Here is a 24826-nt window from a genome sequence, read left to right on the forward strand (position 1 = left end):
GAACATCTCATGAAGAACTCCCTGAATCGCGCTTACCGCCTGGTCTGGAACGAGGCCACCGGCACCTACGTCGCCGTCGCAGAAACCACCCGCGCCCGTGGCAAGCGAGCCTCCGGCGCCGTGCGCGCCGCAGCTACCGGCCTGCTGGTGGCGCTGGCCTCCCATGCGGCCTGGGCGCTGGACCCCGGCACCCTGCCCCGCGGCGCCAACGTCGCCGCCGGCAGCGCCGGCTTCACGCAGAGCGGCAACGCGCTGAACGTCCAGCAGTCCTCGCAGAAGCTGGTCATCAACTGGGGCAGCTTCGACATCGGTTCGGCCGCCAGCGTCAACTTCAGCCAGCCGTCCAGCAGCGCCATCGCGCTGAACCGCGTCAGCAGCGGCGTGCCCACGCAGATCGAAGGCGCGCTGAACGCCAACGGCAACGTCTGGGTGCTCAACAGCGCGGGCGTGGTCTTCGGCAAGACGGCGCAGGTCAATGTGGGCGGCCTGGTGGCCAGCTCGCTGACGCTGTCCGACGGCGACTTCCAGTCCGGCCGCTACACCTTCAGCAATGACAGCGGCGCGGCCGGCACGGTCAGCAACGCCGGCAGCATCAATGCCCGCGGCGGCGTCGTGGCGCTGGTGGCACCGGTGGTGCGCAACAGCGGCAGCATCGCTGCTTCCACCGTAGCCCTGGCCGCGGGCGACCAGGTGACGCTGGACTTCAAGGGCGACGGCCTGCTGAGCTACACGATCGACCGCGCTGCGCTGGGCGCGCTGGTGGAGAACAGCGGCAGCATCAGCGGCGACACGGTCTCGCTGAGCGCGCGCAGCGCCAGCGCCGCGGTGGCCACCGTGGTGAACAACGAAGGCGTGATCGAGGCCACGGGCCTGTCGGAGAGCGGCGGCCACATCGTGCTGGACGGCGGCGACAACGGCGCGGTCCACGTGGCCGGCACGCTGGACGCCAGCTCGGCCGCGGCCCAGGGCGGCAGCATCACGGTCACCGGCCATGCGATCACGCTGGACGGCGGCGCCACGCTCGCGGCCGACGGCGCGACCGGCGGCGGCAGCATCCACGTGGGCGGCGGCTACCAGGGCAAGGACACGAGCCTGCTCAACGCCACCACCGTCAGCGCGGACAGCAGCGTGACGGCCTCGGCCAGCGCGACGGCCAATGGCAACGGCGGCGAGGTGGTGTTCTGGTCCGATGACCACACCAGCTTCGCCGGCAGGATCGGCATCCGCGGCGGCGTCCAGGGCGGCGATGGCGGCCGCGCCGAGGTCTCGGGCAAGGAGACCCTGAACTACAGCGGCCTCACGGATGCCAGCGCAGCGAAGGGCGCGACCGGCAACCTGTTGCTGGACCCGAGCACCATCACGATCAACGGCGGCAGCGGCACCAACGCATCCGACGGCAGCGTGCTCTACGCCAGCAACCTCGAAGCGCAGACGGCCAACGTCTACCTGCTGGCGAGCGGCAACGTCACGGTCACCGACCTCGACCTCAACGGCGGCAACGGCAAGCTGACGATGCAGAACAACGTCGGCCTGCGCATCGACTCGTCCACCGGCATCATCAAGTTCAACGACCCGACCAACACCATCGAGGTTTCCGGCACCGGCTACATCTACCTGCAGGTGACGCGGTCCGGCAGCCTCAGCAACATCGGCAACCTCGTGGCCTCCGGCCCCGGGGTCGCCGCGGCGACGGGCTTCTTCACCGGCGGCGTCAGCGACGGCGTGGGCACGCCCGCGGCCGGTTCGATCACGCTATTCGGCTCCGAGGGCGTCACCCTGGGCGGCTCGGTCACCACGAACGGCGGCTACGTCCGCATCTGGGCCGATGCCAACAACGGCGGCGGCGGCTCGCTGACCCTGGCCAAGCCGATCACCACCAATGGCGGCAACCTGTACCTGTCCACGGGCACGGGCGGCATCAACATGAACTCGGACATGACGCTGGGCACCGGCCGGATCACCTTCGGCGCGGATGGCACCCACACCACGGGCACCAATGTGCTGAACGGCCTGCTCAGCGCGTCCGGCGACATCTCGATCTCGCAGTCGCTGCAGTTCGGCGCCGGCGCGGGCATCTCGACCGACGGCCGGCTGACCATCAGCAGCGCCTCCAGCATGACGGGCTCGGGCGCCTCGCTGACGCTGACGGCAAGCTCCTTCGACCTGCAGCAGGCCATCGCCGGCAACAGCGGCACGGTCACGCTGAAGCCCTACCTGGCCGGCACCAACGTGGACATCGGCGCCGCCGGCAGCGGCAACATGCTGATCGACACGAACGCGCTGTCCAAGCTGAGCGGCTTCTCCAACATCATCATCGGCCGCAACGACGGCACCGGCACCACCAGCGTCAACGCCGACACCTCGGTGGCCGCGGCCGGCCGCATCGAGCTGATCAACCAGACGCTGAACGTCAACGGCGGTGCGCTGACCAACACGACCGGCGACGTGACCCTGACGGGCAACACGCTCAGCATCGGCAACACGGTGAACGCCAAGGGCGGCACCGGCAAGATCACGCTGCGCCCGCTGGCCGCCGGTGCGCTCGTGGACGTGGGCGGCAGCACCATCAACACCGCGCTGCTCAACCAGCTGCAGGCCGCCACCCTGGAGATCGGCAGCAGCACCAGCGGCGACCTGACGTTCAGCAGCGACATCGCCACCACGGCCACGACGGTCAACCTGATCAGCGGCGGCAACATCACGGCCACGGCCGGCGGCGTCTCGGCGCCGCACCTGGTGGCCACGGCCGGCGGCAGCGTCACGATCAGCGACAGCACCTTCGACTTCAGCACGCTCTCGCTGACCACCGGCGTGAACAGCAGCAGCAGCGTCACCAGCAGCAGCGCGATCTGGGGAACGACGAGCCTGAACCTGGGCGCCGGCAGCAGCACGACGCTGACGGCGGCCAGCTCGCTGGACCTGGGCGGGACCATCAACTTCAACAGCGGCGCGACGACGCTGGCCCTGCTGTCCAACGCCTTCACCGGCACGCCCACCAGCTCGAACAAGACGCTGGCCGGCGTCACGTTCGACGTGATCGACCACGGCAACACGCTGACGGTGGGCGCGGCAAGCAGCACCCTGCCCGGCACGACGCTGAGCGGCTTCAGCGGCACGAAGAACATCACCATCGGCAGCGCCGGCACCGAGGTGTCCACCGAGGCGGCGCTGAATATCGCCACGGCCGCCGGCGGCCAGCTGAAGCTGGTCGGCAGCCACGTGAACGTCGGCGACGACATCAGCGTGACCGTCGGCAGCCTGGCGCTGGACTCCGGCAACACGCTGAACATTGGCCACGCGCTGACCGCCACCGACACGGTCAGCCTGACGACCAACAACGCCGACATCGACGGCGGCAGCAACGGTGTCATCACGACCAATCACCTGATGGTGGACATCGGCGGCGGCGACCTGTCGCTGGCGACCGTGCAGCAGGTCAACACGCTGAGCGCCACCGGCCACAACGTGGCGCTGATCAACGGCAAGAGCCTGGTGGTGAACGGCGTCGACGCCAGCGGCCTGGTGGGCCTGTGGGCCTCCGGCAGCAGCTCCGACCTGACCCTGGCCGGCACCGTGAGCGCTGACAGCGCCGGGCAGGCAGGCGGCCAGATGTCCATGGTCCTGATCGCCGACCGCAACTTCATCAACAACGTCGGCAGCACGGTGCTGGATGCTGGCGCCGGCACCTGGCGCGTCTACTCCACCAGCCCGCTGAACGACACCCGCAACGGCCTGACGCCCGACTTCAAGCAGTACAACGCCAACTACTTCGACGGCACCGTGCTGGGCAGCGGCAACGGCTTCTTCTACAGCGTGGCGCCGACGCTCACCGTGGGCCTGACCGGCACGATCAGCAAGACCTACGACGGCAACACCGGCGCGAGCCTGGCCAACGCCACGCTCAACGCCACCGGCGCCATCGACGGCGACCACGTCGTCGTCACGGCCAGCGGCGCCAGCTATGACACCAAGGATGCCGGTACGAGCAAGACCGTGACCGCCAGCGGCGTGGAGTTCAGCGCCAGCAACGGCGCCATGCCGGTCTATGGCTACACGATCGCGGCGCCGGTGACCGGCACCGGCGTGATCACGCCGCGCACGGTGAGCTTGTCGGGCAGCAAGACCTACGACGGCACGACGGCCCTCTCGGGCAGCAACGTCACGATCGGCAACCTCGTCGACGGCGAGACCCTGGGCTACAGCGGTGCCACGGCGAGCGACGCGCACGTCGCGACTGCGGGCAAGTACATCGACGGGATCACGTTGACCAACGGTAGCGGCCTCGCGAGCAACTACGCTTTGCCGACCTTGGATGCGGCGAACGCGGCCGTGACCATCACGCCAGCAACGATCGCCGCCACGGCCGCCATCGTCGGCGCCACGAGCAAGACCTACGACGGCACGACGGCCGCCACCGGCGCCGGCATCAGCGGCACGGCCACCGGCGTCGCCGGCGACGTGCTGGTGCTGGACACCAGCAGTGTCACGCTGGCCTACGACTCGGCGCACGTCGTCGACGCCAGCCACATCGGCGCGACCGGCAGCGTGGGCTACATGATCGCTTCCAGCAGCCACGGCAGCCAGGCCAGCGACTACGTCTTCACCGCACCGACGCTCGCCGCCGTGGACGCGGGCATCAGCGCCAAGGCGATCTCGGCCGGCGCCGTGAGCGTGGCCGGCAAGGTCTACGACGGCAGCACCGTGGCCAATGTCAGTGGCGGCGCGCTGTCGGGCGTCATCGAAGGCGACAACGTGTCGACGACACTGTCCGGCCAGTACGACAACAAGAACAAGGGCACCGGCAAGGACGTCACCGTCACCCTGGGCCTGAGCGGCAGCAGCACGAGCGACTATGTGTTGGAAACCACCACGGTCCATGCCAGCGGCGACATTGCCGCCAAGACCGTCGACGTCGGCGCAATCAGCGTCGCCACCAAGTTCTACGACGGCACGACCGCCGCCATCGTCAGCGGTGGCGCGCTCACCGGCGTGATCGCGGGCGAGGACGTGACGACGACGCTCTCCGGCAGCTATGCCGACCCGTCCGCCGGCATCGGCAAGACGGTCACAGTGACCCTGGGCCTCAGCGGCGCCGACGCTGGCAACTACCAGCTCAGCGCGACGCAGGTGACCGTCAGCGGCAGCATCGGCGGCAACCCGGCCGCCAATGCGGTGAGCGCCCTGCAAGTCCAGCCCAACAGCAGCAACGGCACACAGCAAAGCACGACCGTGAACGGCAGCATCGCCGACGCAAGCACCGGCAGCACGCTGCTGCCCGGCACCTCGGGCCAGGCGCAGTTGTTCGGCGGCAGCGATGCCCGCGGCTCGGCCACACCGGCTTCGTCCGGCAACGCGAGTCCGCTCCAACCAGCCGTGCAGCTGTCCAGCGAAGGCGAGTTCCGCACGGCCGAAGGCGTCAGCGTCGCCACCCCGGCCGGCCCGAACGATGCACCGGCCCAGTCGAAGCTCGCCGTCTTCGTGGCGGATGCCGGCGCGGGCCTGAGCTACCAGGGCCAGTACGAGGCGCTCGACCAGGCGGGCAGCCTGTCGCTGCTGCGCCAGGCCGGCCAGCCCGCCGGCCAGCCCCAGCTGGATGGCGCCGTCACCTTGCGCACCGAAGCCACGCTCGGCGACGCGCGGATCGAGCTCTCCCTGCTGTCCACCGGCAGCCTGGTGGTGCAGGTCCCCAGCGAACTTGCCACGATGAGCCGCGACACGCTCAGCGCCTACGCACTGAGCGCGCTGAAGGCCAGCACCAGCACCGGCGTGGACAAGGTGAACGCCATCGTGCTGCGCTTCGTCAAGTAAGCCCCGCGATGCAGGCGATGGAAAGGGACGCTTCGGCGTCCCTTTCTCATTGCGCTATCCGATGACCCGCGAGCGGCCGGCCAACACGCCGCAGCCGGCCATGACGAGGCTCAACACCGCCCCACCGACGAGCACGGCGCTCCACCCGCCGGTGAGGCCATGCAACTGGCCAGCCACCGCGGGCCCGCCGGCGGCGAGCAGATAGCCCACGCACTGCGCCATGCCAGAGAGCGCCGCGGCCTGCTGCGGATTGCTGGCCCGCAGGCCCATGAAGATCAGCGCCAGGATGAAGGCGCCGCCAGAGGCAAAACCGAAGCAGGCGGCCCACAGGCTCGCCAGGGCCGGCCAGCAGGCCAAGCCGACCAGCGACAGCCCCAGCAGGCCGCTCATCAGCGCGGCCACCAGGCGCTGGTCCTTCATCCGGCCAACCACCGGCCCGAGGAAGAGGCCCGGCACCGCCGTGGCGAGCTGCATCACGCCATGCAGCGAACCGGCGAGCGCAGGCGACAAGCCGGCCGCGGTGAGCATGCTCGGCAGCCACGCGACAACGACGTAGTACAGCAGCGAGTTCGTGCCGATGAACAGCGTCACCTGCCACGCGATGGCCGAGCGCCACACCGGCCCGCCATGCGGGGGCGAGGCCGTGCCGGCGGCGGGCGCCGTGTGCCGGCGCAACTGGCCGATCCACACCGCCCCGGCGAGCAACGGCAGCAGCACCGGCATGCCCAGCGTCAGCTGCCAGCCGGCGGCCGCGCTGAGCGGCACGGCGCTGGCCGACACCAGCGCGGCGGCGATGCCCATCGCGAGCGCGCAGGCGCCAGTGATGCCGGGCACGCGCCGCGGGAAGTCGCGCTTGACCAGGCTGGGCAGCAGCACGTTGCCGATCGCGATGCCCGTGCCGATCACCGCGGTGCCGACGAACAGGCTCCAGGCGGCGCCGGCCGAGCGCAGCATCACCCCGCTGGCCACCAGCACCAGTGCGGCGAACAGCGAGCGCTCTAGCCCGTATTCCCGCGCGAACAGGGCGGCGAAGGGCGAGACGATGGCGAAGGCCAGCAGCGGCAGCGTCGTCAGCAGCCCGGCCTGCGCCGCCGACAGGGAGAACGCCGCTGCAGTTGCGCCAGGATGGGCGCGACACCGGTGATCGGCCCGCGGAAGTTCATGGCGATCAGCAGCAGGCCCGGCAGCAGCAAGGCGGAAGTGGCATTGGCGCGTGCGGCCGCTCGTGGGCTCATGGCGCTTTTCCTCGGTGAAGTAAAGGGCCTCACAAGGTAGCCGGAATGCCGTCGGCAGGATTTGGATAATCGGACTGTTGATCGCTGAATCCTGCCAACTTGCCTTCATCACTCCCATCCCCTCGCCCGCTGGACGGCGTCCTCACCGACTTCGACGAGCGCCGCGTGCGCAGCCTGGTCGCCGGCTGGCGGCTCGACGTCGGCCAGCAGAAGAGCGAGGTGCCGCTGCACACGCACCGGCTCGGCCAGCTGGTGTTCGCGCTGCGCGGCGGGGTGACCTGCGAGGCGCCGCACGCGATCTGGATGGTGCCGCCGCACCGGGCGATCTGGATTCCCTCGCAGACGCCGCACAGCGTGCGCGCCACCGCCAACGCGAGCCTGTGCTACCTGTTCGTTCAGCCGGGCGCCGTCCGGCTGCCGGCGGACTGCTGCACGCTAGCCATCTCGGCGCTGGTACGGGAGCTGGTGCTGGACATGAGCACCCAGCCCTGGGACTACGCCTCCGACAGCGCGGTCGGCCGCAAGGCGCGGGTGCTGCTGGACGAGCTGGCCGGCCTGCAGGTCGAGGGCGTGCACGTGCCGACCTCGCAGGACGCACGGGTGCGCCGCATTGCCGCGATGCTGGCCGATGATCCCGCCGACCGGCGCACGCTGGCCGAATGGGGCCGACTGGTGGCGATGAGCGAGCGCTCGCTGGCGCGGCTGGTGCAGTTAGAGACCGGCCTGTCCTTCGGCCGCTGGCGGCAACAACTACATCTGCTCGTCGCGATGCGGCAGCTGTCCGCGGGCGACAGCGTTCAGCAGGTCGCCGGCCAGCTCGGCTACGACTCGGTGACCGCCTTCATCACGATGTTCAAGAAGGCGGTCGGCGAGTCGCCAGGCCGGTACTTCGCCGGCAAGGAAACTGGCGTCGCTTGAATTTCCTAAATGCGAATTAATTCACGGCAGCGCGAGTTTTCCAGTTTCAAAATGGATTGTCAGAATATTGACAATCATCTACGTAGGAATACAGATTCGCCCATTGACGCCTAATCAGGGGATTGTGGCTCCATCTACTTTTGGCGAGCATGGCGGGCTTGACCAATCAATATTGACAACTGGATTTATGGTTTCGATGAATCTGCCCGCACGCATTCTTCCCCTCGTGATGTCCATCGGCGCCAGCGCGAGTTTCGCCGCAACTCCTTCGATTACCGGTACGGTCGGCGCGACGGAAAATGGTTATACGGCCTCGATCACGAATATGACGTTCGCGGATGGCGCCAGCGCTTTCGGCGGCAGCGGCACCATCGTCTGCATCGCACCGTCCACCGATTTCCCGGACATGAATTCGGTGCACTCCTACAGCATCGTCGACGCGGCTTCGGTGATCAGCGCCAAACCCGCGGCAGCGCCGAAGGCACAAGCCGTTATTAATTGGCTGTTCGACAATTACTACGCCACCGACATGCTTTCCGCCACCGCGAATTCCAATTCCGGCTACGGATTCAACCAGGCGCTCTGGGAAATCACCACGGATTTCACGGGAAAAGCCAGCAGCCTCGATTCCAGCAGCGGATCCATCTTCTATAACGGATCGGATTCCTACCTCTCGATCATGAGCGCGCTGAAGGCGAATTTCTCGTCGATCCCGGTTTCCTATACCTCGACACAATATTCGCTGCAGTTCCTGTCCGACAGCGACAAGAAGTATCAGAACATGGTGCTGGTCACCTCGCCGGCAGCGGCCGTGCCGGAACCTGCGAGCTACGCCCTGCTGGCGTTCGGGCTGATCGCGCTCTACGGCCTGCGCAAGCGATCGCGCAAGTAAGTAATTGCTCGCCGCCGCACAGGCGCGCACCTCCCAATTGACCATCCCGCCCGGCGTGTCAGAAACTGACCCGATTTGATACGGGGGTTGGATGGACATCGGCGGCAGAGAGGACCGTCCCTTGCGCAGCAAGGATTGGCTGGCGCGCATGCGCCATGACGGCGCCACGGCCGCCGAGGCGCCGCCGAAAGCCCGGCGCAAGATCACGCGGCTCGAACTCGGCACCTTCGCCAACGACCTGGAGGCGGCCGCGACCTTCCTGGGGCGCAATCGGAAATCGCTGGGCGACTACCTCGCCGACGGCATTGCGGAAAAGTACGGCCAGGTGCTCGACGTGTGGGCCTCCCGGCGCGCCTTTCCGATCGACCTGCCCTACGACGCCGACGTCATCGGCGCGCCGGCGCACGATGCCTTTCACCAGCTGCGGGCGGGCAATCCGCATATCGCCGGGCCCATCGCGGCCTATGCGCTGAACGCCCAGGCCAAGAGCTATCACACGGGCCTTCCCAACCAGTCGGACGCACTGCAGACCTGCTTTCTGCGGGCGGTCGTCGCGCTCTCGTGGGTGGCCAATCCCAATCCGCAGCGATTGGCGGCGCTCAGCGGCTCCGTCGAAGGCATGCCGGCGCTGGCGGCGCTCCACCATGAAGTCGTGGCGGTGATAGAGGCCCAGCAATATCAGCGCGGCGTGCCGGAACATGAGCCCTGGTTCTACCTGCACGAACTGACGGCCGGTTTTCTTCTCTGCTACGAGTTGCTCCGGATCGTCTGCAATATGTTCGTGCTGACCGAGGAAAACCGTGCGCCGCTGAACCGCGATGAACAGCGCCACGCCGCGCGAGAAATACTGGGCCGATACGCGCACTACCAGCTTGCCGATCTGACACGCCTGCATTCCTCATCGCGGATGCACTGGAATTTCGTCCAACTGGCGACGATTGCCAACGGGGCTGGGGATATTGATCCACTCGATACCCGACCCGAAGCCGTGGCGATATTCGAGGCCAGAACCATATTCATCCGCGGCATTGCGCAATTGAAGCGGAACTACGGCCGGCATTTCCCGGCGATCCGGCGCTTCCTGGATCAGGACGAAGACACCGGCCCCCTGCTGAGACAGCTGGGCTACGGCGAGCGCCCGTCTCCTCTGTAAGATTTTTCGACACTCCCAGCCGGGCATCCACTCGCCATCGGCGTGCGTGATTCGCCCGTCCTGGTGCGCAAGCTCGCTCGCCTCCGCGTAAACCATGAGGGTTTGGCGTCGAAACACCGGCCTCCCAGCCTGCTTTGGAAAATTTCCACGATCGTAATTTCGGCACCGGCATTGCTGCCCATCCAGCACCTGGGCCGAAGTCGTTGATGGCGGTCCTGGTCAATTCGTCCAACAGCAGATATTACGGAGTTGATCCATGTCGACCAATTACATTCGCAAGCTGGCTCTATCGAGCCTGGTATTGGCTGGTGCAGCACTGTCGGCGCAAACCGCCTCGGCAGACGTCATCACGGTTGATTTCAGCGGGAATCCGCTTTCCGTCGTTCCTTTTGACCTGGGCGGGGTTTATCTGAATCTCGTCACCGGCGGCGCCAGTATTTCCGATAGCGATGTTCCGGGCTGGGACATCAACCCCTTCTTCCTTGGCACCGACGGCGGCCAGCCCGCGCGCTTCGAGCTGTACACACCGGACTTCAGCGGCGGCATCGTCGTCGCCGGCGTGATCCCCAGCATCCCGGCCCAGCAACTGGCGATCGGTGCGACGGTCGGCCCGGGCCTGGTCTACAAGAACGGCGCCGTCAATGCCAGCTCGGGCAGCACGGACATCCACTACATCGGCTTCCGCTTCCTGAACGAGGACACCTCGGTCGAGAACTACGGCTACCTCGCGATCCAGCAGTCGGTCTCGCCGGCCGCCGAAGGCTCCGTACGCATCCTGGGCTGGGCCTACGACAACACGGGCGCGGCCATCACCGTGAATGCCGTGAGCGCCGTGCCGGAGCCGGCCACCTATGCGCTGTTCGGCGCGGGCCTGCTGGCCGTGGCCGGCTTGCGCCGCCGCCGAGCCGCCAAGCAAGCCGACTGATCAGTACAGCGTCTCGACCTCGCTGGCCAGGCGATAGCCGGCGCCGCGCTCGGTGACGATGAGGGTCGGGGTGGCCGGATCGGCCTCGATCTTCAGGCGCAGGCGCCGGATCTGCACGTCGATCGTGCGGTCGTACACCTCGGCCTCGTGCAGCCGGGACAGGGACAGCAGTTGGTCCCGCGACAGCACGCGCTGCGGCGCGCGGCACAGCGCGTTCAGCAGGCTGAACTCGCCGTTCGACAGGTCCACCGCCTCGCCGGCGGGCGAGACGAGCCGCCGGGTGCGCAGGTTGAACTCCCAGCCGGAGAAGCGGAAGGCGCGGCGCGCGCTGTCCCGCTCTGGCAGCGTCGCCTGCACCTGGTAGCGCCGCAGCACCGCACGCACGCGCGCCAGCAGCTCGCGCGGGCTGAAGGGCTTGGTCACGTAGTCGTCGGCGCCCAGCTCCAGGCCCATCACCCGATCGGCCTCCTCGTCGCGGCCGGTGAGCAGCACGATGGGCACGGTGGCGCGCTCGCGCAGCTCGCGGGCCAGCTGCATGCCGTCTTCACCCTGCAGCTTCAGGTCCAGCAGCACCAGGTCGATCGACTCGCGATCGAAGATCTCGAACATCTCGCGGCCCGAGCTGCCGCAGCTCACGCGCATGTCGTTCTTGCTCAGGTAGGTGGAGACCAGTTCGCGGATGGTCTGCTCGTCATCGATGACCAGGATGTGCGGAAGGGCGCTCGAACTCATGGCAGCAAAATATAACGCTGGCCGGGAGACGGCCCTGACGACCACTGCTCGATGACTGTTCACGACACCAAGGCAAAAAACCAGCGACCGGGCCCGCGCATCTGGGTGACCGCGGCGGTGCTGTGGCTGCTGCTCACCCTGGGCACGGCGGCGGCCTTGCTGAACCTGCGGCACGCCGCCATCCATGAGCAGGCGCGCGAGCTTGAACTGCTCTCGCTGGCGCTGGGCGATGCGATCGAGCGGGGCCTGCGCGGCGCCGACGAAGGGATCGAGGCCCTGCGCGTGGAGTTGCGCGACGGCGACCTGCCCCTGGCGACCGAGGCGCTGGAGCGGGCGCTGCGCCGCCGCGCGGAGCTGATGCCGCTGGTGCAGTCGCTTTGGTTCGTCGATCCGCAGGGCCACTTGATTGCCGCGTCGCACCCGCAGGCGATGCCGGCGCCGGAGAGTTTCGAGCCGCCTCTCGCGACGCTGCGCGGCAAGGCCCTCGCAGTGAGCAAGGCCTTCGTCTTCGCCGGCGAGAAGACGCCCATGCTGGCCCTGGCGCGCCGCCTGCCCGGGGGCGGTTGGGTATTGGCCGCCCTGCCCGCCAAGGAACTGTTGGGGAAGTTCGGCAGCAACCTGCCCACGGCCGACACCCACATCGCCATCGAGCGCGCCGACGGCAGCCTGCTGGCCGGCGTCAACCTGCCCTCGCACCCCGCGGCTCCGCGAGGGCCGGAGCGACCGGCCGGTGAAGGCGTGGTCCTCCAGCACCGGGCCGACGGCAGCGACGAGCTGCAGGGCAGCCTGGAACTGCCCGGCTACGGCGTGAGGGTGCTCGTGTCCAACGAGCTGGGCCTCGCGCTCAAGCCCTGGCGCGAGACGCGCGACCTCGCGGTCCTGCTGCTGGCCGCGCTGGCGCTGGCGACGGTGGCGGGCGTTCGCCTCGTGATGCGGGCGAACCATCGGCGCCGCGAGGCCCAGCGCGCGCTGCAGGTGCAGAAGGAGCGCTCCAGCCGGCTCGAATCGCTGGGCACGATGGCCGGCGGCGTGGCCCACGACTTCAACAATGTGCTGGCCGGCATCCTCGGCTTCACCGAGATGGCGCAGGACGAGGCCGAGCCCGGCAGCGACCAGGCCCAGTACCTGGACAAGGTGATGGCCGCGACCTTGCGGGGCCGCACCCTCGCCGAGCGCATCCTGGCCTTCAGCCGCGGTGGGGCCAAACTGTCGAAGGTGTTCGAGCTGCAGCCGCTCGTGGAGGAGGCGCTGACCCTGGTCTCGGCCTCGCTGCGCGAGGACATCCGGCTGGAGCGGGACCTGCGCGCACCCGGCGCGCTGCTGCAGGGCGACCCCACCCTGGCCTTCGAGGCCGTGCTGAACCTCTGCACCAACGCCATGCAGGCGATGCAGGACACATCGCGCACCAAGACCTTGAGCGTGCAACTGCGGCGGGAGCAAGTCCTGACCCCGCGGGTGCTTTCGCACAGTGCGCTGCCGGCCGGCAGCCACCTGGTGCTGTCCGTCACCGACGAGGGGCCGGGCATCACGGACGAGGTGCTGGAGCGATTGTTCGAGCCCTTCTTCACGACGCGGCGCGAGCAGTCCGGCACGGGCCTGGGCCTGGCCGTGGTCCATGGCGTGGTGTCGGAGTTCGGCGGCGCGATCGATGTGCAGGGCCGCCTCGGCCTGGGCGCGCGCTTCACCCTGTACCTGCCCGAATCACAGCAGCGCGCGGGGCCCGCGACCGAGGCCGACAACACGCCGGCGCGAGGTGCCGGGCAGAAGCTGCTGGTGCTCGATGACGAACCGGCCCTGCTGCAGGCCACGACGGCACTGCTGAACGAGCTGGGCTATGCCGGCACGCCGTTCAATGACCCCGCGCAGGCGCTGCAAGCGCTGTCCCGGGATCCGGCGCAGTTCGCAGCAGTGGTGACCGATGAGGTCATGCCCGGCATGACGGGCACCCGACTGACGGCAGCGCTGCGAGCCCAGGGCATCCACCTGCCGGTGCTGCTGCTCAGCGGCTACGGCGGCAGCCTGCTGGCGCAGCGGGCCGCGGAAGCCGGCGTCACCACCGTGCTGGGCAAGCCCGCGCAGCGGGCCGAAGTGGCGAGGGCGCTGGCGCAGATGCTGGCCTGATACAGCCCATATTGCATTTGTCATCTTCGCCCCGCCGTTCTGCAAACTTGGCGAGCGGCTCGTTCGAGAACATGGGTTCCAACGCATCAAGGGATGCGTCGGAAACAGGAGAAATACCCATGAAGATCACCCAAACCCTCATCGCCAGCCTGCTCGTCCTCGGCGGCATCGGCGCCGCTCAGGCCGCCGACGGAACCGGCGCCTACGCCGGTGTCAACGTCGGCACGCCGGACTACCACGGTGCCGTCAACGGCATCCAGGGCAGTGGCTCCGGCGTCGGGGCCAAGATCTACGGCGGCTACCAGTTCAACAAGAACTTCGCCGTGGAAGGTGGCTATGCCGACCTGGGCCACATCGACAACGCTAACGGCGACGTCAAGACCCGCGACGTCTACGTAGACGCCGTCGGCATCCTCCCCGTCACCGACAAGATCTCGCTGACCGGCAGCGCCGGCGTCGCGGAAGCCCGCTTCACCACCAGCGCCGGCAAGGATTCGAGCCCGGGCTTGAAGGCCGGCATCGGCGCGCAGTACCAGCTCACCGACAAGGTCGCGCTGGTGAGCCAGTACGACTACTACCACTTCACCAACGCCTTCGACGAGAAGCCGAACGTGGGTGAGTTCAGCGTGGGCGTGAAGGTCGGCTTCTGATCAGGCTCAGGCCACGCGGAACCGGCGGATCAGATCCGTCAGCTGCTGGGCCTGATGCTTCAAGCTTTCCGCGGCCGAGGTCGATTGCTCGACCAGAGCCGCGTTCTGCTGCGTCACCTGGTCGAGCTGCGACACGGCCACGTTGACCTGGCCGATGCCCTGGCTCTGCTCGCTCGCCGCGGTTGAGATTTCAGAGACGATCGAGGAGACCTGACGCGCCGAACGCACGACGTCGTCGATCGTCCGGCCCGCTTCCGCCACGAGATCGGATCCGGCAGACACGCGCTCGACCGAGGATCCGATCAGCGACTTGATCTCCTTTGCCGCCACGGCACTGCGCTGCGCCAGGGAACGGACTTCCGACGCGACGACGGCGAATCCGCGGCCCTGCTCGCCGGCACGCGCGGCCTCCACGGCCGCGTTCAAGGCCAGGATGTTGGTCTGGAAGGCGATGCCGTCGATCACGCCGATGATGTCGGCAATCTTCTGCGACGAGCCCTGGATCTCCGCCATGGTCTGAATGACCTGGGCAACGACCTGGCCGCCCCGCTCGGCGACGGCAGCGGCCGTGCCGGCCAGTTCGTTCGCCTGCCGCGCGCTTTGGGCCGACTGCTGAACGGTGCCGTGCATCTGCTCGATGGAGGCGGCCGTCTGCTGCAGGCTCGAGGCCGCTTCCTCGGTCCGCGCTGACAGGTCGAGGTTGCCGTCGGCGATCTCGGAGGATGCGGTGTTGATGGTTTCCGTGGTCTGGTGGACGTTGGACACCAGGGACTGGAGCGAGCCCTGCATCCCTTCCAGCGCGGCCAGCAGGTGTCCGGTCTCGTCGCGATCGTGCGTCTCGATGCGCTCGGTGAGGTCGAAGCCGGCGATCCGATTCGCCACGCCCACCGCCCGGTTGAGCGGCCCGGTGATGCTGCGGACCAGCCAGATCGACAGCAAGACGCCGAGGACCAGGGCACAGGCACCGAAGCCCAGCAGGGCGAACTTCGCGTGGCGGCTGGAGGTCTTGACCAGATCGCCCAGCTTGTCGATGCGATCACGCTCGTACTGGGCTAGGCCCTGCAGCGCATCCTGGAACTTGACCGAGGCCGGGAGGTAGCGTTCGTCCAGCACCTTGCGGGCGCCTTCTGCATCTCCCGACTTCTTCAATGCCGTCACGGCATCGCGATCGGCGATGTAGCCCTTGCGGATCTCGGAGATATCGCGGAACAGTTGCCGCTCTTCGTCCGTCTGCATCGCGGCGCTGACCTTGTCCTGGATGTCGACCGAGATCTTCGTGGTCTCGGCCGTCTCCTGGCGAAAGAACTCGGTGAGGCTCGGGTCGGAACTCGCCGCGATCGCCGAGGTCCTGCGCACCGAGATGGCGGCATACCGGTACCAGTCCGAGACCAGCCGCTCCTTGGCGACGGCCTCATCGACGAGGTGAGCCGTCTCGTCCTCCGCCTGATTCAGGGCCCAGGCGCCGTAACCGGCACCGATCATCGCCAGCGTCAAGGTGACGCCGAGCACGAGGGCCATCCGCCCTCCGAGAGTTCTGGGTTGAAACGAACCGCTGGTCATGGATCACGAGGAAATGTTGGAGTGGCAGCCAGTGTCCGGGAGCCGCGCCGCCTCCTTCGTGAAATGCGGCCGACCGCCTGCCGGAGCCCGTGACGGTTTTCACGTCACGGCGATTGCCTCAGGGCGCGACGTGCTGCACGACGGTGTCCCCCGGCCCCAGGATGCGCCCATCGTCGGCACGGACCTCCAGCTTCGGGATGGGACGGCCCTTCTTGCGGTCCACCAGCAGCACGTGAGCCTCGTCGGGCTCGAAGAAGAACGCCTCGCCCCACTGCCGCAGCGCCACCAGGAGCGGAAGCAGCCCGAGTCCCTTCTCCGTGAGGACGTACTCCTGGTGGGCACTGCCGTCGGCAGCGGGCACCGCCTCCATCACGCCGTGAGCCACCAGGTGACGCAGCCGCGCCGAGAGGATGTTCTTGGCCAGGCCCAGGTTCTTCTGGAACTCTCCGAACCGGCGCAGCCCATCGAAGGCGTCGCGCACGATCAGCAGCGACCACCCGTCGCCGATCGCGTCTAGCGGCCTAGCGACGCCGCAATGCGAATCCTTCTGGCTGGTTCGTTTGACCACGGCTGGCCTCCTCGTTGGAACCCCTGAGACAGCCCTGGGACTTGCAGGGCCATTTCTCGTTGAAGGTTGCATCATAAAACTCTTCTGATACAACGCATTTGGTTTCATATTGAAACCACATGCACATCACAGCCATTCCCAGGAAACGAGACCACCATGATTCAGCCCAACGAAACCTTTGACGGCACGTTCCCCTTCGCACCGCACTTCAGCGAGGCACCCGGATTCCGCATGCACTACGTCGATGAGGGCCCGCGCGACGGCAACGTCGTCCTTTGCCTGCACGGCGAGCCGACGTGGGGATACCTGTTCCGCCACCTGATCGCGACGCTCAGGCCGACGCACCGCGTCGTCGTGCCCGATCACATGGGCTTCGGCAAGAGCGCCACCCCGCGTGACCGCAGCTATTGGCTGCAGGATCACATCGACAACCTCGAACGCTTCGTGCTGGCGCTGGACCTGCGTGACATCACGCTCGTCATGCACGACTTCGGCGGCCCGGCGGGCATGGGCCTAGCGGCAAGGCACCCCGACCGCATCCGCCGCATCGTCTCCACCAACGGTCCGGCCCCCTTCGGCCAAGCCGACCTCGCGGAGCGCTGGGCGGCCAACGCCTTGGTGTCACCCTGGTTCCAGTGGATCCTGAAGGCCGAGTCCGAGGGGCGCCTGGAAAAGGTGCTGGAAGAACTGGGCTACAACATCCTCAGCACCTTGAAGCTCAACGGCTTCGAGAACCACGCGCTGATCAACGACACCTGGCTGCGCGCCTATGGGTCGCCTTTCGCCACCCCGGCCGAGTGCGCCGGTGCGATCGGCTGGGCCAAGGGCTTTGCCACCGGGGCACACCGCATCGAAGTGCCCGATGAAGCCGCCCAGCGGGCGATCCAGTCCAAGCCCGCTCTCGCGATCTGGGGCGAGGCCGACCACACGCTGCATGCCGAGCATTTCCTGCCGTCGTTCAGCACGCTGTTCCCGCACGCGGCTGTGCACCGGCTGCCCGGTGCCGGCCACTACTGCCTGGAGGACGCACCCGAAGAGATCTCGGCCCTGATCCTGCAGTTCCTGCAGCGCACATGAAAGCGCAGCCCTCGGACATGCCGCGAGGCCTGGTCGGGCTGTTCGCCGTCGCCAGTGGCCTGAGCGTGGCGAATGTCTACTACGCGCAGCCCCTGCTGGACGCGCTGGCGCGGGACTTCGGCATCAGCCATGCGGCCGTCGGCGGCGTGGTCACGGCCACGCAGGCGGGCTGTGCGCTGGCCTTGCTGCTGCTGGTGCCGCTGGGCGACCGGGTGGATCGCCGCCGCCTGGTGGTGCTGCAGTTGCTGTCGCTGGTGGCTGCGCTGGTGGCTGTGGGCTTTGCACGATCGGCACCTGCCCTGCTGGCGGGCATGCTGGCCATAGGCCTGCTGGGCACGGCGATGACGCAGGGACTGATCGCCTATGCGGCCAGCGCCAGCATGCCCCATGAGCGGGGGCGCGTCGTCGGCGCGGCGCAAGGCGGTGTGTTCATCGGCCTGCTGCTCGCACGGGTCTTCGCCGGTGCCGTCAGCGACCTGGCCGGCTGGCGCGGCGTGTACCTTGGCGCCGCCGCGCTGATGCTGACGATCGCGTTGCCGCTTGGATGGCGGCTGCCCGTGCTGGCCCGTTCGCCGGACGCGATGAGCTATCCACGCCTGATCGCCTCCATGCTGACACTGCTGCGCCAGGAGAAGGTGCTGCAGGTGCGCGGCATGCTGGCGCTGCTGATGTTCGCGGCGTTCAACATCTTCTGGAGTTCGCTTGTGCTGCCGTTGCGCGCACCGCCCTACGGCTTTTCGCACACTGCCATCGGGGCCTTCGGACTCGTGGGTGCGGTCGGCGCGCTGGCGGCCTCGCGCGCCGGGTACTGGGCCGACCAAGGGCACGGCCAGCGCACCAGCGTGGCAGCCCTGGCGGTGTTGCTGCTGGCGTGGTGGCCGCTGTCGCTGATGGGCTCATCGCTGTGGGCGCTGGTGATCGGGATCGTGCTGCTCGACCTGGGCGGCCAGGCGCTGCACGTCACCAACCAGAGCATGATCTTCCGCGTGCGACCCGAGGCGCACAGCCGGCTCGTAGGCCTCTACATGCTGTTCTACGCCGTCGGCAGCGGGTTGGGTGCGATCGCTGCGACGGCCACCTACGCCCGCGCCGGCTGGCGAGGCGTCTGCCTGCTGGGCGCGGGGGTCAGCTTGTTGGCGCTGCTGTTCTGGTGGGCGATGGTCGCCAACAATGAAGTCGGTCGGGACAATGTCCGCGCACCGATTTCGCTAAGAAACGCACTTGCGCTGTCGAACTAGAAATCAATATCGCCGTACGAAAATCCGCTAGACCAAAGTCAGTCGGGATCAGGCGCTCACGATCCAGCCATTGACTTCTGCCTGAGCTAATGCACGCCGGATGCCTGTGCCGCGACAGCGTGGGGTGAAATCTTCCCAATTCGCCGGCACGATTCGCGATACGCCTGCCTGCATTTGCAGATCTGGAGAATTTCCAGAATTTTCAGGTGCTCGGATACCGAGCCAAGCGCTGACAGTTCGACTTGGAAGCTCGCAAACGAACCGAAGCCCAAGCTCGCCACACCTTAGCCGTCGACATCAGCGGGCCCTTGGATCTCCCGGGCATCAATTAAATACGCCTCCTCGATCCGCCGTCCTTCGCTGGCGGCTGCTTCCGATGGCGGCGCTGCCGCAGCCCCGCCAACTGTCGACGGTGAAGCCGATTCCGGTTCAGGAACTGTGCCATCGAATACCAAGTATGGAATCCGGGTGCACTTCAAAGTCCGCAGCTTGATCGCGCGCCGGCGCTCCGGAAGTGATGCCAGATCCAGCGCATCCTTCACGCTCGCCCCTAGCAGTTCCAAGATGGCCCGGAGACTACCTCCCCGTCGGACTTCAGCCAGGGGATAAAGCATTGGTTCGCCCGCGGCGGCGAACGTCAAGTCCTGGATCAGGCCCTCCAGTTGGTTCTGCAGTTGCCTGGCATCGCACTCGGGATGACGAGCAATCGCTTCAACGATATGACCAAGGAGCTCGGAAAAGGCTTTGATCTGCGTGTTCTGGGCTGCCTGAAGCCTCATGAAGTCGAAGGCGATCTGAATTGCGCCAGCGATATCTGCAATCGGGCTTGCCAGATACTCCTTGAACTTCTGAAGCCCTCCATGAAGGAAATAGCCGCCCTGCATGATCATCATTGAAAGGTCGATCGCCGTGATCGAGATGAAGGATCGATTTCCTATGAACTCCTGCAGTATTGCCATCCGGTAGGCGGTCGGCGCAATGATCTCTTTGGCAACAGCATTTACCAGAAGAGGCTGCGGCCAGATGGTCTGCGTTTTGAACGTCGCCTGAGCCAGTTGCGCCAATCGACCGTCCACCGTCATCAAGGTGGCCCCTAGCTCGGCGACGAGCAAAAGAACCGAATACTCTTCGGCCTCTAGTGTGTCCTCTGCCTGCTCCATGCCTTCAGGCAGAACGTCGGGTCCATAAGCCGGAACAACCTGACAGTACTTCCCGACAACATCCACCATGGCTTGACGGGATTCGAGGCGCTTCTCGTTGCGCCTCTCGTCGAACTTCTCGAACCGCATGACGCCGTCGTCGTCATAGATCGTTCCTCGGGCTCGGTCGGTTTTGATCTCCTCCAAACCTGCCTCTAGGGTCTCCAGCGTCTTTGTCGTGCAATACAGTTTCGGAAAGACGGCAAGTGCGTCCTGTGCGCGCAGCCAGACAAGTTCGGCGATAGTGACGGCGTCAATGACGTAGACAGCGTCCACACGATCCAGAAGTTCACTGACGGCTTTCCGCTCATCCATCGTTCCATTGCAGACGAACATTGAGGGGCCTATGTTGGGCCAGCCCGCTACGACTTCCGTAGCACTACGACCAAGCATGCGCGCGAACAACCCCAAGGTCAGCGGGCCGTCTCTATAAGCGTCCATTACCGCTTTCGCATGCGCCGACTGACGCTTGAGGACTTCGTGCATGTGAGAGAAGTCCGCGCCCTCCTCCGTGCTCGGAACGGGGACAGAGGTCACCGCCGCATCGGTCGAAATGGACGAGTGGAGCTTCGACTGCGCGATGTGCAGAGCATGGCGATAGGTTGAGAGGATGCCGGCCACTGTGTACTTCCGGGTCATCCCCAGGCCGGCAGGCAGTTCGACAACTGCTCCAGCAGGAGCACCGAGAAGCGCCTGAACCTCGTGGTGATCATGAGGATAAAAGCCGTCTCGTGCCGTCAACGGTCCGACATCGATGGGATCGATGGAAACGGTCAGCTTTCCACCAAATTCATCCTGCAGATGCACAGTGCTGCCGGGCGCAACTTCCGGCAGCGAGTCCTCCATATCCGGCAGATCCCCGCGACCTGCAACGATGCAAATGAAGAACGCGGAGGCGGCCTCTACGTCGTCCATGTTCTGACGGAACATGCGGAAGAGTCGCTTCATGCCCGCGAGTTGGCGGTCGTACTTGAGCTCCAAGGCCGCGACCTGGCCAATTTGACGAGGCACGCCCTTCAAATCACGGGGTAGCGCTTCCAAATCCTGATGGAACCGAAGCATCTTCCCAGTCTTCAAGTCAAGGTACAGATTGAGCAGCCAAGCGCCAGAACTGTTCGGCGCACGCTCACGCTGACGCTCGGCCAGTGGAATCAAAAACTCCCAGTCGGCCGCCTGCTGGCCAAGTTCCAGCGCTTGGCGGCGAACATCGTCGTCTGCCGCCCAATCACCGGGCATGGAGGCCAGTAGTTCTTTGGCTTTCTTCCTTGCACCTCCACGCACGTATGCGGTGAGTAGGCGCACCTGGAGTTCGGATTGGGGATTCTTGGGTGCATGCTGCTCATAGAACGTAGCAGCCTCCGAGAAGTTGCCAGTCGCGAAAAGCAGATCTGCAAACTGGAGCGCAGGCTGCGCCCCTTCCGCAGATTTGACGAGCACCCTACCCCGCTCTATGGCGGCGTCACGTTCGGTCTCAAGGTCTGAGTGATGGAGAACTCGCGCGCCGGCGCAGATGAGCGGCAAGCTGTCTGTAGTCGCGAGATTCGCTTCCTGCACTTCCCTCAACGCCTGTGCCCGACCGTCCTTCGATTGCCAAAGTGCAACCCACCGCAGCGCGCTCAAGACATCCAACGACGCAGCCGAGGATCTCGGCACGTTCCGAATTCTCCGAGCGACCGCATCGACGAGCGCGACGTCTCCAGAATCGGCTGCGACCTCGCCGAGGAGAATTAAGGCATCTTCATCAAGCGCCTCGATCCATGCACGGCCGTTTGCGATGAGCTCGTCGAGCCGATCTAGTCTGCGATAGGCCTCAAGTGCTACACGTTTCAGACGGGGGCTCACTGCATCAGCGTGCTGCGCCTCATCGAACACCTTCAATGCTTCTTCGGGCTGCCCAAGGAGGATAAGCGCGAACCCTAGCTGGACAACCGCATCGTCTCGCGATGTTGCACTCTGAATACTCCAAAGCCGATCCCTGCGGGGCGCGAACTCGGCGACTGCTCGCTCCAGGGTCGAGCGTATTTTTCCTGGCGGCACCACGAAGGCGCCATACGCATTCTGCGTAGCGGCTTCGACGGCCAGCGCGAGGGCATTTCTCCTCGCAAAGAATCCGGCTTCCGGAAGGTCAAGTGCAGCAGCGATCGTCTCCAGCGCGCCATCAATATCCCCTGCAGCTTTCCGCCCAAGGGCGAGCATCTGCAGTACGTCGCAGTTCGTCTTCAGCGCAGCCGGCGCATAGGTTACCTTGTCGTCGTTTGCCAATCGGGCGTTGGCGTAGGCTGTCCACACGTGCGCCGAAGCGGGGAATTTGCCAACTGCAGCCCCGCCCGCTGCCAAGGCACCAGCTGGGTCTCCAGTCATCAGCAGGCCGCGGATTCCCGCAGCGGCCATCTTCTCGTCGTCTGGGTAGAGCTGCGCTGCCTTGAGGAAGTCCTGCGCTGCGGCTTGTTCGTCATCGAGATGCCATGCGCAGAACCCTCGCTGGACGTACCACCGCGCCTGCTGGTGAGCGTCAAGCAGCTCCATGTTGGCTCCAATCCGCTTCACCTGCTCAGAGGCATCTTTGAAGCGACAGGCCTTCAACTGCTCATTGATGGCATCTAGCTGGCCGGACATGTAGGTATTGACCGAGTCTGGTCGCCCCGCCGGCAGGCCTGCAAGGACATCGATCTTTGACTCCATGCGCATGCTTGCGGCATGAAGAGCGCGTTGCCCCTCCCGCATCTCGTCGAACGTTGCCCCAGGCGAATTGGGTGCGTAATCCCGCTGCAGCTTCGCGCTTCCGCGAATGTGGCGGCAGATGTCGTCCCAGAACTCGATGTCGACGGAGAACTGGCCGGCAGCAACACGGCGGTCCGAACGAGCTTGAACTGCGCGTAGCAGCTTGACATCGCTTGCCGCCGTCGTCGCCACGATGAGCCGAACAATTGGCGCTTTGCCTTTGTCAGCCTTGCTCACCTCGGCTTCAACGTCTTTGAGCGTCAGGGCTCCGTCAACGTATCGCTTTGCCTGGATTCCGACGCGGCCCGCCGCGGAATTGACGAAGACGTCCACTCCCGCCTGAGCTTGGCCGCGCCGCCCATTGATCTTTGGCGTGGCGTCCTGAAAGACTTCCCCGTAGACACGGGCGCACATGTCCTCGAAGGCGGAATCGTCCGTTGGCTTGGTGATCTCGTGTTGCACTGCGTGCATATCAACCCCTGTTGATCTTCTGGTTCTCAGTAGTCTCCGAAGCGCGCATGGCGTTTGGCTTCATCGAGATGCACATTGTTTCGCCAATTCCAGGCCGATCGGTCGGCAGCAAAGCCGGGTTTGGCTGCCCAAAGGATCCATGTCGTTGTGCCTATCGACCTAAGCCCTGGTCAGGGCCTAGGTGGCCTTGCTCCATCCTGCGACGGTCGACTACTAGATATCCGCAGATTTACTGTTGCCGTGCAGGCTGCGATGGAGCAACCTGCCACCAGCAGTGCATCCGTCAGGGCAGCACCAGCCTTCAGGGGGAGCCATCATGTCCAATCGGCAATCCGGTGGGTCCGGCCGCGCGTCGTTCGCCCGTCATTCCGGCCTGATCTTGGCCGCGCTGTCCCTCACAGGCTGCGCGGCGATTCCAGACGTCACCATGACCTACCAGCCGGTGGATTGGTCGGTCGGCGTCAGCGTGATCCACACCTTTACTTGCACCAGAGACGGAAAGCGAGTGCTCATCGCTCGCAGTGCGACCTTCTCTCCCGTGTACAAGGCCGACGCGAAGGCTAGCCCGATCCCTTTGCGTATTAAGGACATGGATCGCTTCTTCGCGGATTCTGATCTCACAGTGGCTTTCACCGACGATGGCCGACTGAAGTCGGTCAATCAGTCGACAACCGGCCAGGGGGAAGACATCACCAAGGCCGTTGCCACCACTGCGGCAACGATCGGCAGCGCGGGTGTTCTGAAGAACGTGCCGATGCTCGACGCCGCGCCTAAGCTGACGACGGAGTTGAAGGGCACCTTCAGCCTGTATGACAACCGAGTACGAAAGACCGAAGTTGCCCCTGCAGCCAGTGAAATCTGCGGGGTTGTCTCCCGCTGGAGCACCGCGTCGGGTCCGAAGGATCTGCCGCAGATCTCTGTCATTCAGATCGCAGGGATCTCCAGAGCAGTGACTGCCATGGATCTTGAAGCAGCTGATGACCAAGCGACCAGGCTCATGGCCGAGTTCAGAGCCATTCACCTGGACCTGGGCGCCAAAGTGGACGCGCAGTTCGTGAAGGACAACTACGCAGCGCCGCAGCCGGTCAATGCGAAGAGCACCGCCGGTTTCAATGAGGTTGCCCTACAGATTCAGCAGATGCAAGCGCTGTCGCTGACGGCGACCTCTGCGCTCGACGCGAGCAAGCCGGCTGGCAGCGGAACGGTGGTGGTGCCGATGAAGGACCCAGCGAGCTACATCGTTCTACCCATCCCGAAGGCAGCACTGTTCGGGAAGCAAAACTTCTCCGTCGTCCTCGCAGATTCAGGGCGCATCACAACGCTCGGATACGGCCGCTCTGTCGGCGCATCGGGTGCACTCAATGCGCTTTCCTCCGTTGTCGGCGAGCCCGCGGCCGAAGACACGGCTGAGCAGGCCGCGCTCAAGGCTGCAGCCGACAAGATTGCTCAGCAGGCGCGGCTGAGCAGTTGTATTCAGGACCCTTCCAACTGCCCGAAGTGAACAGCACCGGCACGGAGTGCCTTCAGAAACAGTGGCCGAATAAAAAGGGGGCGCTTC

Annotated in this window: 15 protein-coding genes; 10 read left to right on the plus strand and 5 right to left on the minus strand. The window is 65.9% G+C overall.

Going from position 1 to position 24826, the window contains the following annotated elements:
• The first annotated feature begins 9 nt into the window (after positions 1-9).
• A complete protein-coding gene (locus tag SNE35_RS29580; RefSeq protein WP_320426654.1) occupies positions 10-5808 on the plus strand; it encodes a YDG domain-containing protein in 5799 nt (1932 codons plus the stop codon).
• A 54-nt stretch (positions 5809-5862) separates the two neighbouring features.
• On the opposite strand, the gene SNE35_RS29585 is transcribed toward SNE35_RS29580, so the two are convergent.
• On the minus strand, positions 5863-7152 hold the full coding sequence (locus SNE35_RS29585) for an MFS transporter (protein WP_320426655.1): 1290 nt from the start codon (positions 7150-7152) through the stop codon (positions 5863-5865).
• Between SNE35_RS29585 and SNE35_RS29590 the strand changes: the two genes are divergently transcribed.
• From SNE35_RS29590 to SNE35_RS29605, 4 genes are all read left to right on the plus strand, one after another.
• Entirely contained in the window at positions 7143-7961 is an 819-nt protein-coding gene (locus tag SNE35_RS29590; RefSeq protein ID WP_320426656.1) for an AraC family transcriptional regulator, read from the plus strand. The two genes, SNE35_RS29585 and SNE35_RS29590, sit on opposite strands and share 10 nt — an antisense overlap.
• Positions 7962-8157: 196 nt before the next feature.
• Positions 8158-8853, plus strand: coding sequence for a PEP-CTERM sorting domain-containing protein (locus SNE35_RS29595; protein WP_320426657.1), 696 nt, complete (start codon positions 8158-8160; stop codon positions 8851-8853).
• Between the two features lie 121 nt (positions 8854-8974).
• Entirely contained in the window at positions 8975-10006 is a 1032-nt protein-coding gene (locus tag SNE35_RS29600; RefSeq protein WP_320426658.1) for a hypothetical protein, read from the plus strand.
• Between the two features lie 256 nt (positions 10007-10262).
• Entirely contained in the window at positions 10263-10931 is a 669-nt protein-coding gene (locus SNE35_RS29605; protein WP_320426659.1) for a PEP-CTERM sorting domain-containing protein, read from the plus strand.
• On the opposite strand, the gene SNE35_RS29610 is transcribed toward SNE35_RS29605, so the two are convergent.
• Complete coding sequence (locus SNE35_RS29610; protein ID WP_320426660.1) at positions 10932-11663, minus strand: response regulator transcription factor; 732 nt, start codon at positions 11661-11663, stop codon at positions 10932-10934.
• 51 nt (positions 11664-11714) lie between these two features.
• Here SNE35_RS29610 and SNE35_RS29615 point away from each other — a divergent pair, with 51 nt between their 5' ends.
• Together SNE35_RS29615 and SNE35_RS29620 are read left to right on the plus strand one after the other, a co-directional pair.
• On the plus strand, positions 11715-13784 hold the full coding sequence (locus SNE35_RS29615; protein ID WP_320426661.1) for an ATP-binding protein: 2070 nt from the start codon (positions 11715-11717) through the stop codon (positions 13782-13784).
• Positions 13785-13903: 119 nt separating this feature from the next.
• The gene (locus SNE35_RS29620) at positions 13904-14434 is read left to right on the plus strand and encodes an outer membrane beta-barrel protein (RefSeq protein ID WP_320426662.1); all 531 of its coding nucleotides are present in this window, start codon (positions 13904-13906) and stop codon (positions 14432-14434) included.
• A 6-nt stretch (positions 14435-14440) separates the two neighbouring features.
• Here the strand turns inward: SNE35_RS29620 and SNE35_RS29625 are convergent, their stop codons facing one another.
• A complete protein-coding gene (locus SNE35_RS29625) occupies positions 14441-15952 on the minus strand; it encodes a methyl-accepting chemotaxis protein (protein ID WP_320426663.1) in 1512 nt (503 codons plus the stop codon).
• Between the two features lie 160 nt (positions 15953-16112).
• On the minus strand, positions 16113-16562 hold the full coding sequence (locus SNE35_RS29630; protein WP_320426664.1) for a winged helix-turn-helix transcriptional regulator: 450 nt from the start codon (positions 16560-16562) through the stop codon (positions 16113-16115).
• 156 nt (positions 16563-16718) lie between these two features.
• Between SNE35_RS29630 and SNE35_RS29635 the strand changes: the two genes are divergently transcribed.
• Positions 16719-17639 carry an alpha/beta fold hydrolase gene (locus SNE35_RS29635; RefSeq protein ID WP_320426665.1) on the plus strand — a complete coding sequence of 307 codons (921 nt, stop codon included), beginning with the start codon at positions 16719-16721 and terminating at the stop codon, positions 17637-17639.
• Complete coding sequence (locus SNE35_RS29640; RefSeq protein WP_320426666.1) at positions 17636-18877, plus strand: MFS transporter; 1242 nt, start codon at positions 17636-17638, stop codon at positions 18875-18877. The genes SNE35_RS29635 and SNE35_RS29640 overlap by 4 nt, the downstream gene beginning before the upstream one ends.
• A 284-nt stretch (positions 18878-19161) precedes the next feature.
• Here the strand turns inward: SNE35_RS29640 and SNE35_RS29645 are convergent, their stop codons facing one another.
• Positions 19162-23259, minus strand: coding sequence for a tetratricopeptide repeat protein (locus SNE35_RS29645; RefSeq protein WP_320426667.1), 4098 nt, complete (start codon positions 23257-23259; stop codon positions 19162-19164).
• A gap of 325 nt (positions 23260-23584) precedes the next feature.
• Between SNE35_RS29645 and SNE35_RS29650 the strand changes: the two genes are divergently transcribed.
• The gene (locus SNE35_RS29650) at positions 23585-24769 is read left to right on the plus strand and encodes a hypothetical protein (protein ID WP_320426668.1); all 1185 of its coding nucleotides are present in this window, start codon (positions 23585-23587) and stop codon (positions 24767-24769) included.
• Positions 24770-24826 lie beyond the last annotated feature (57 nt).

The sequence above is a fragment of the Roseateles agri genome (assembly GCF_034043675.1).
Classification (GTDB): domain Bacteria; phylum Pseudomonadota; class Gammaproteobacteria; order Burkholderiales; family Burkholderiaceae_C; genus KK5.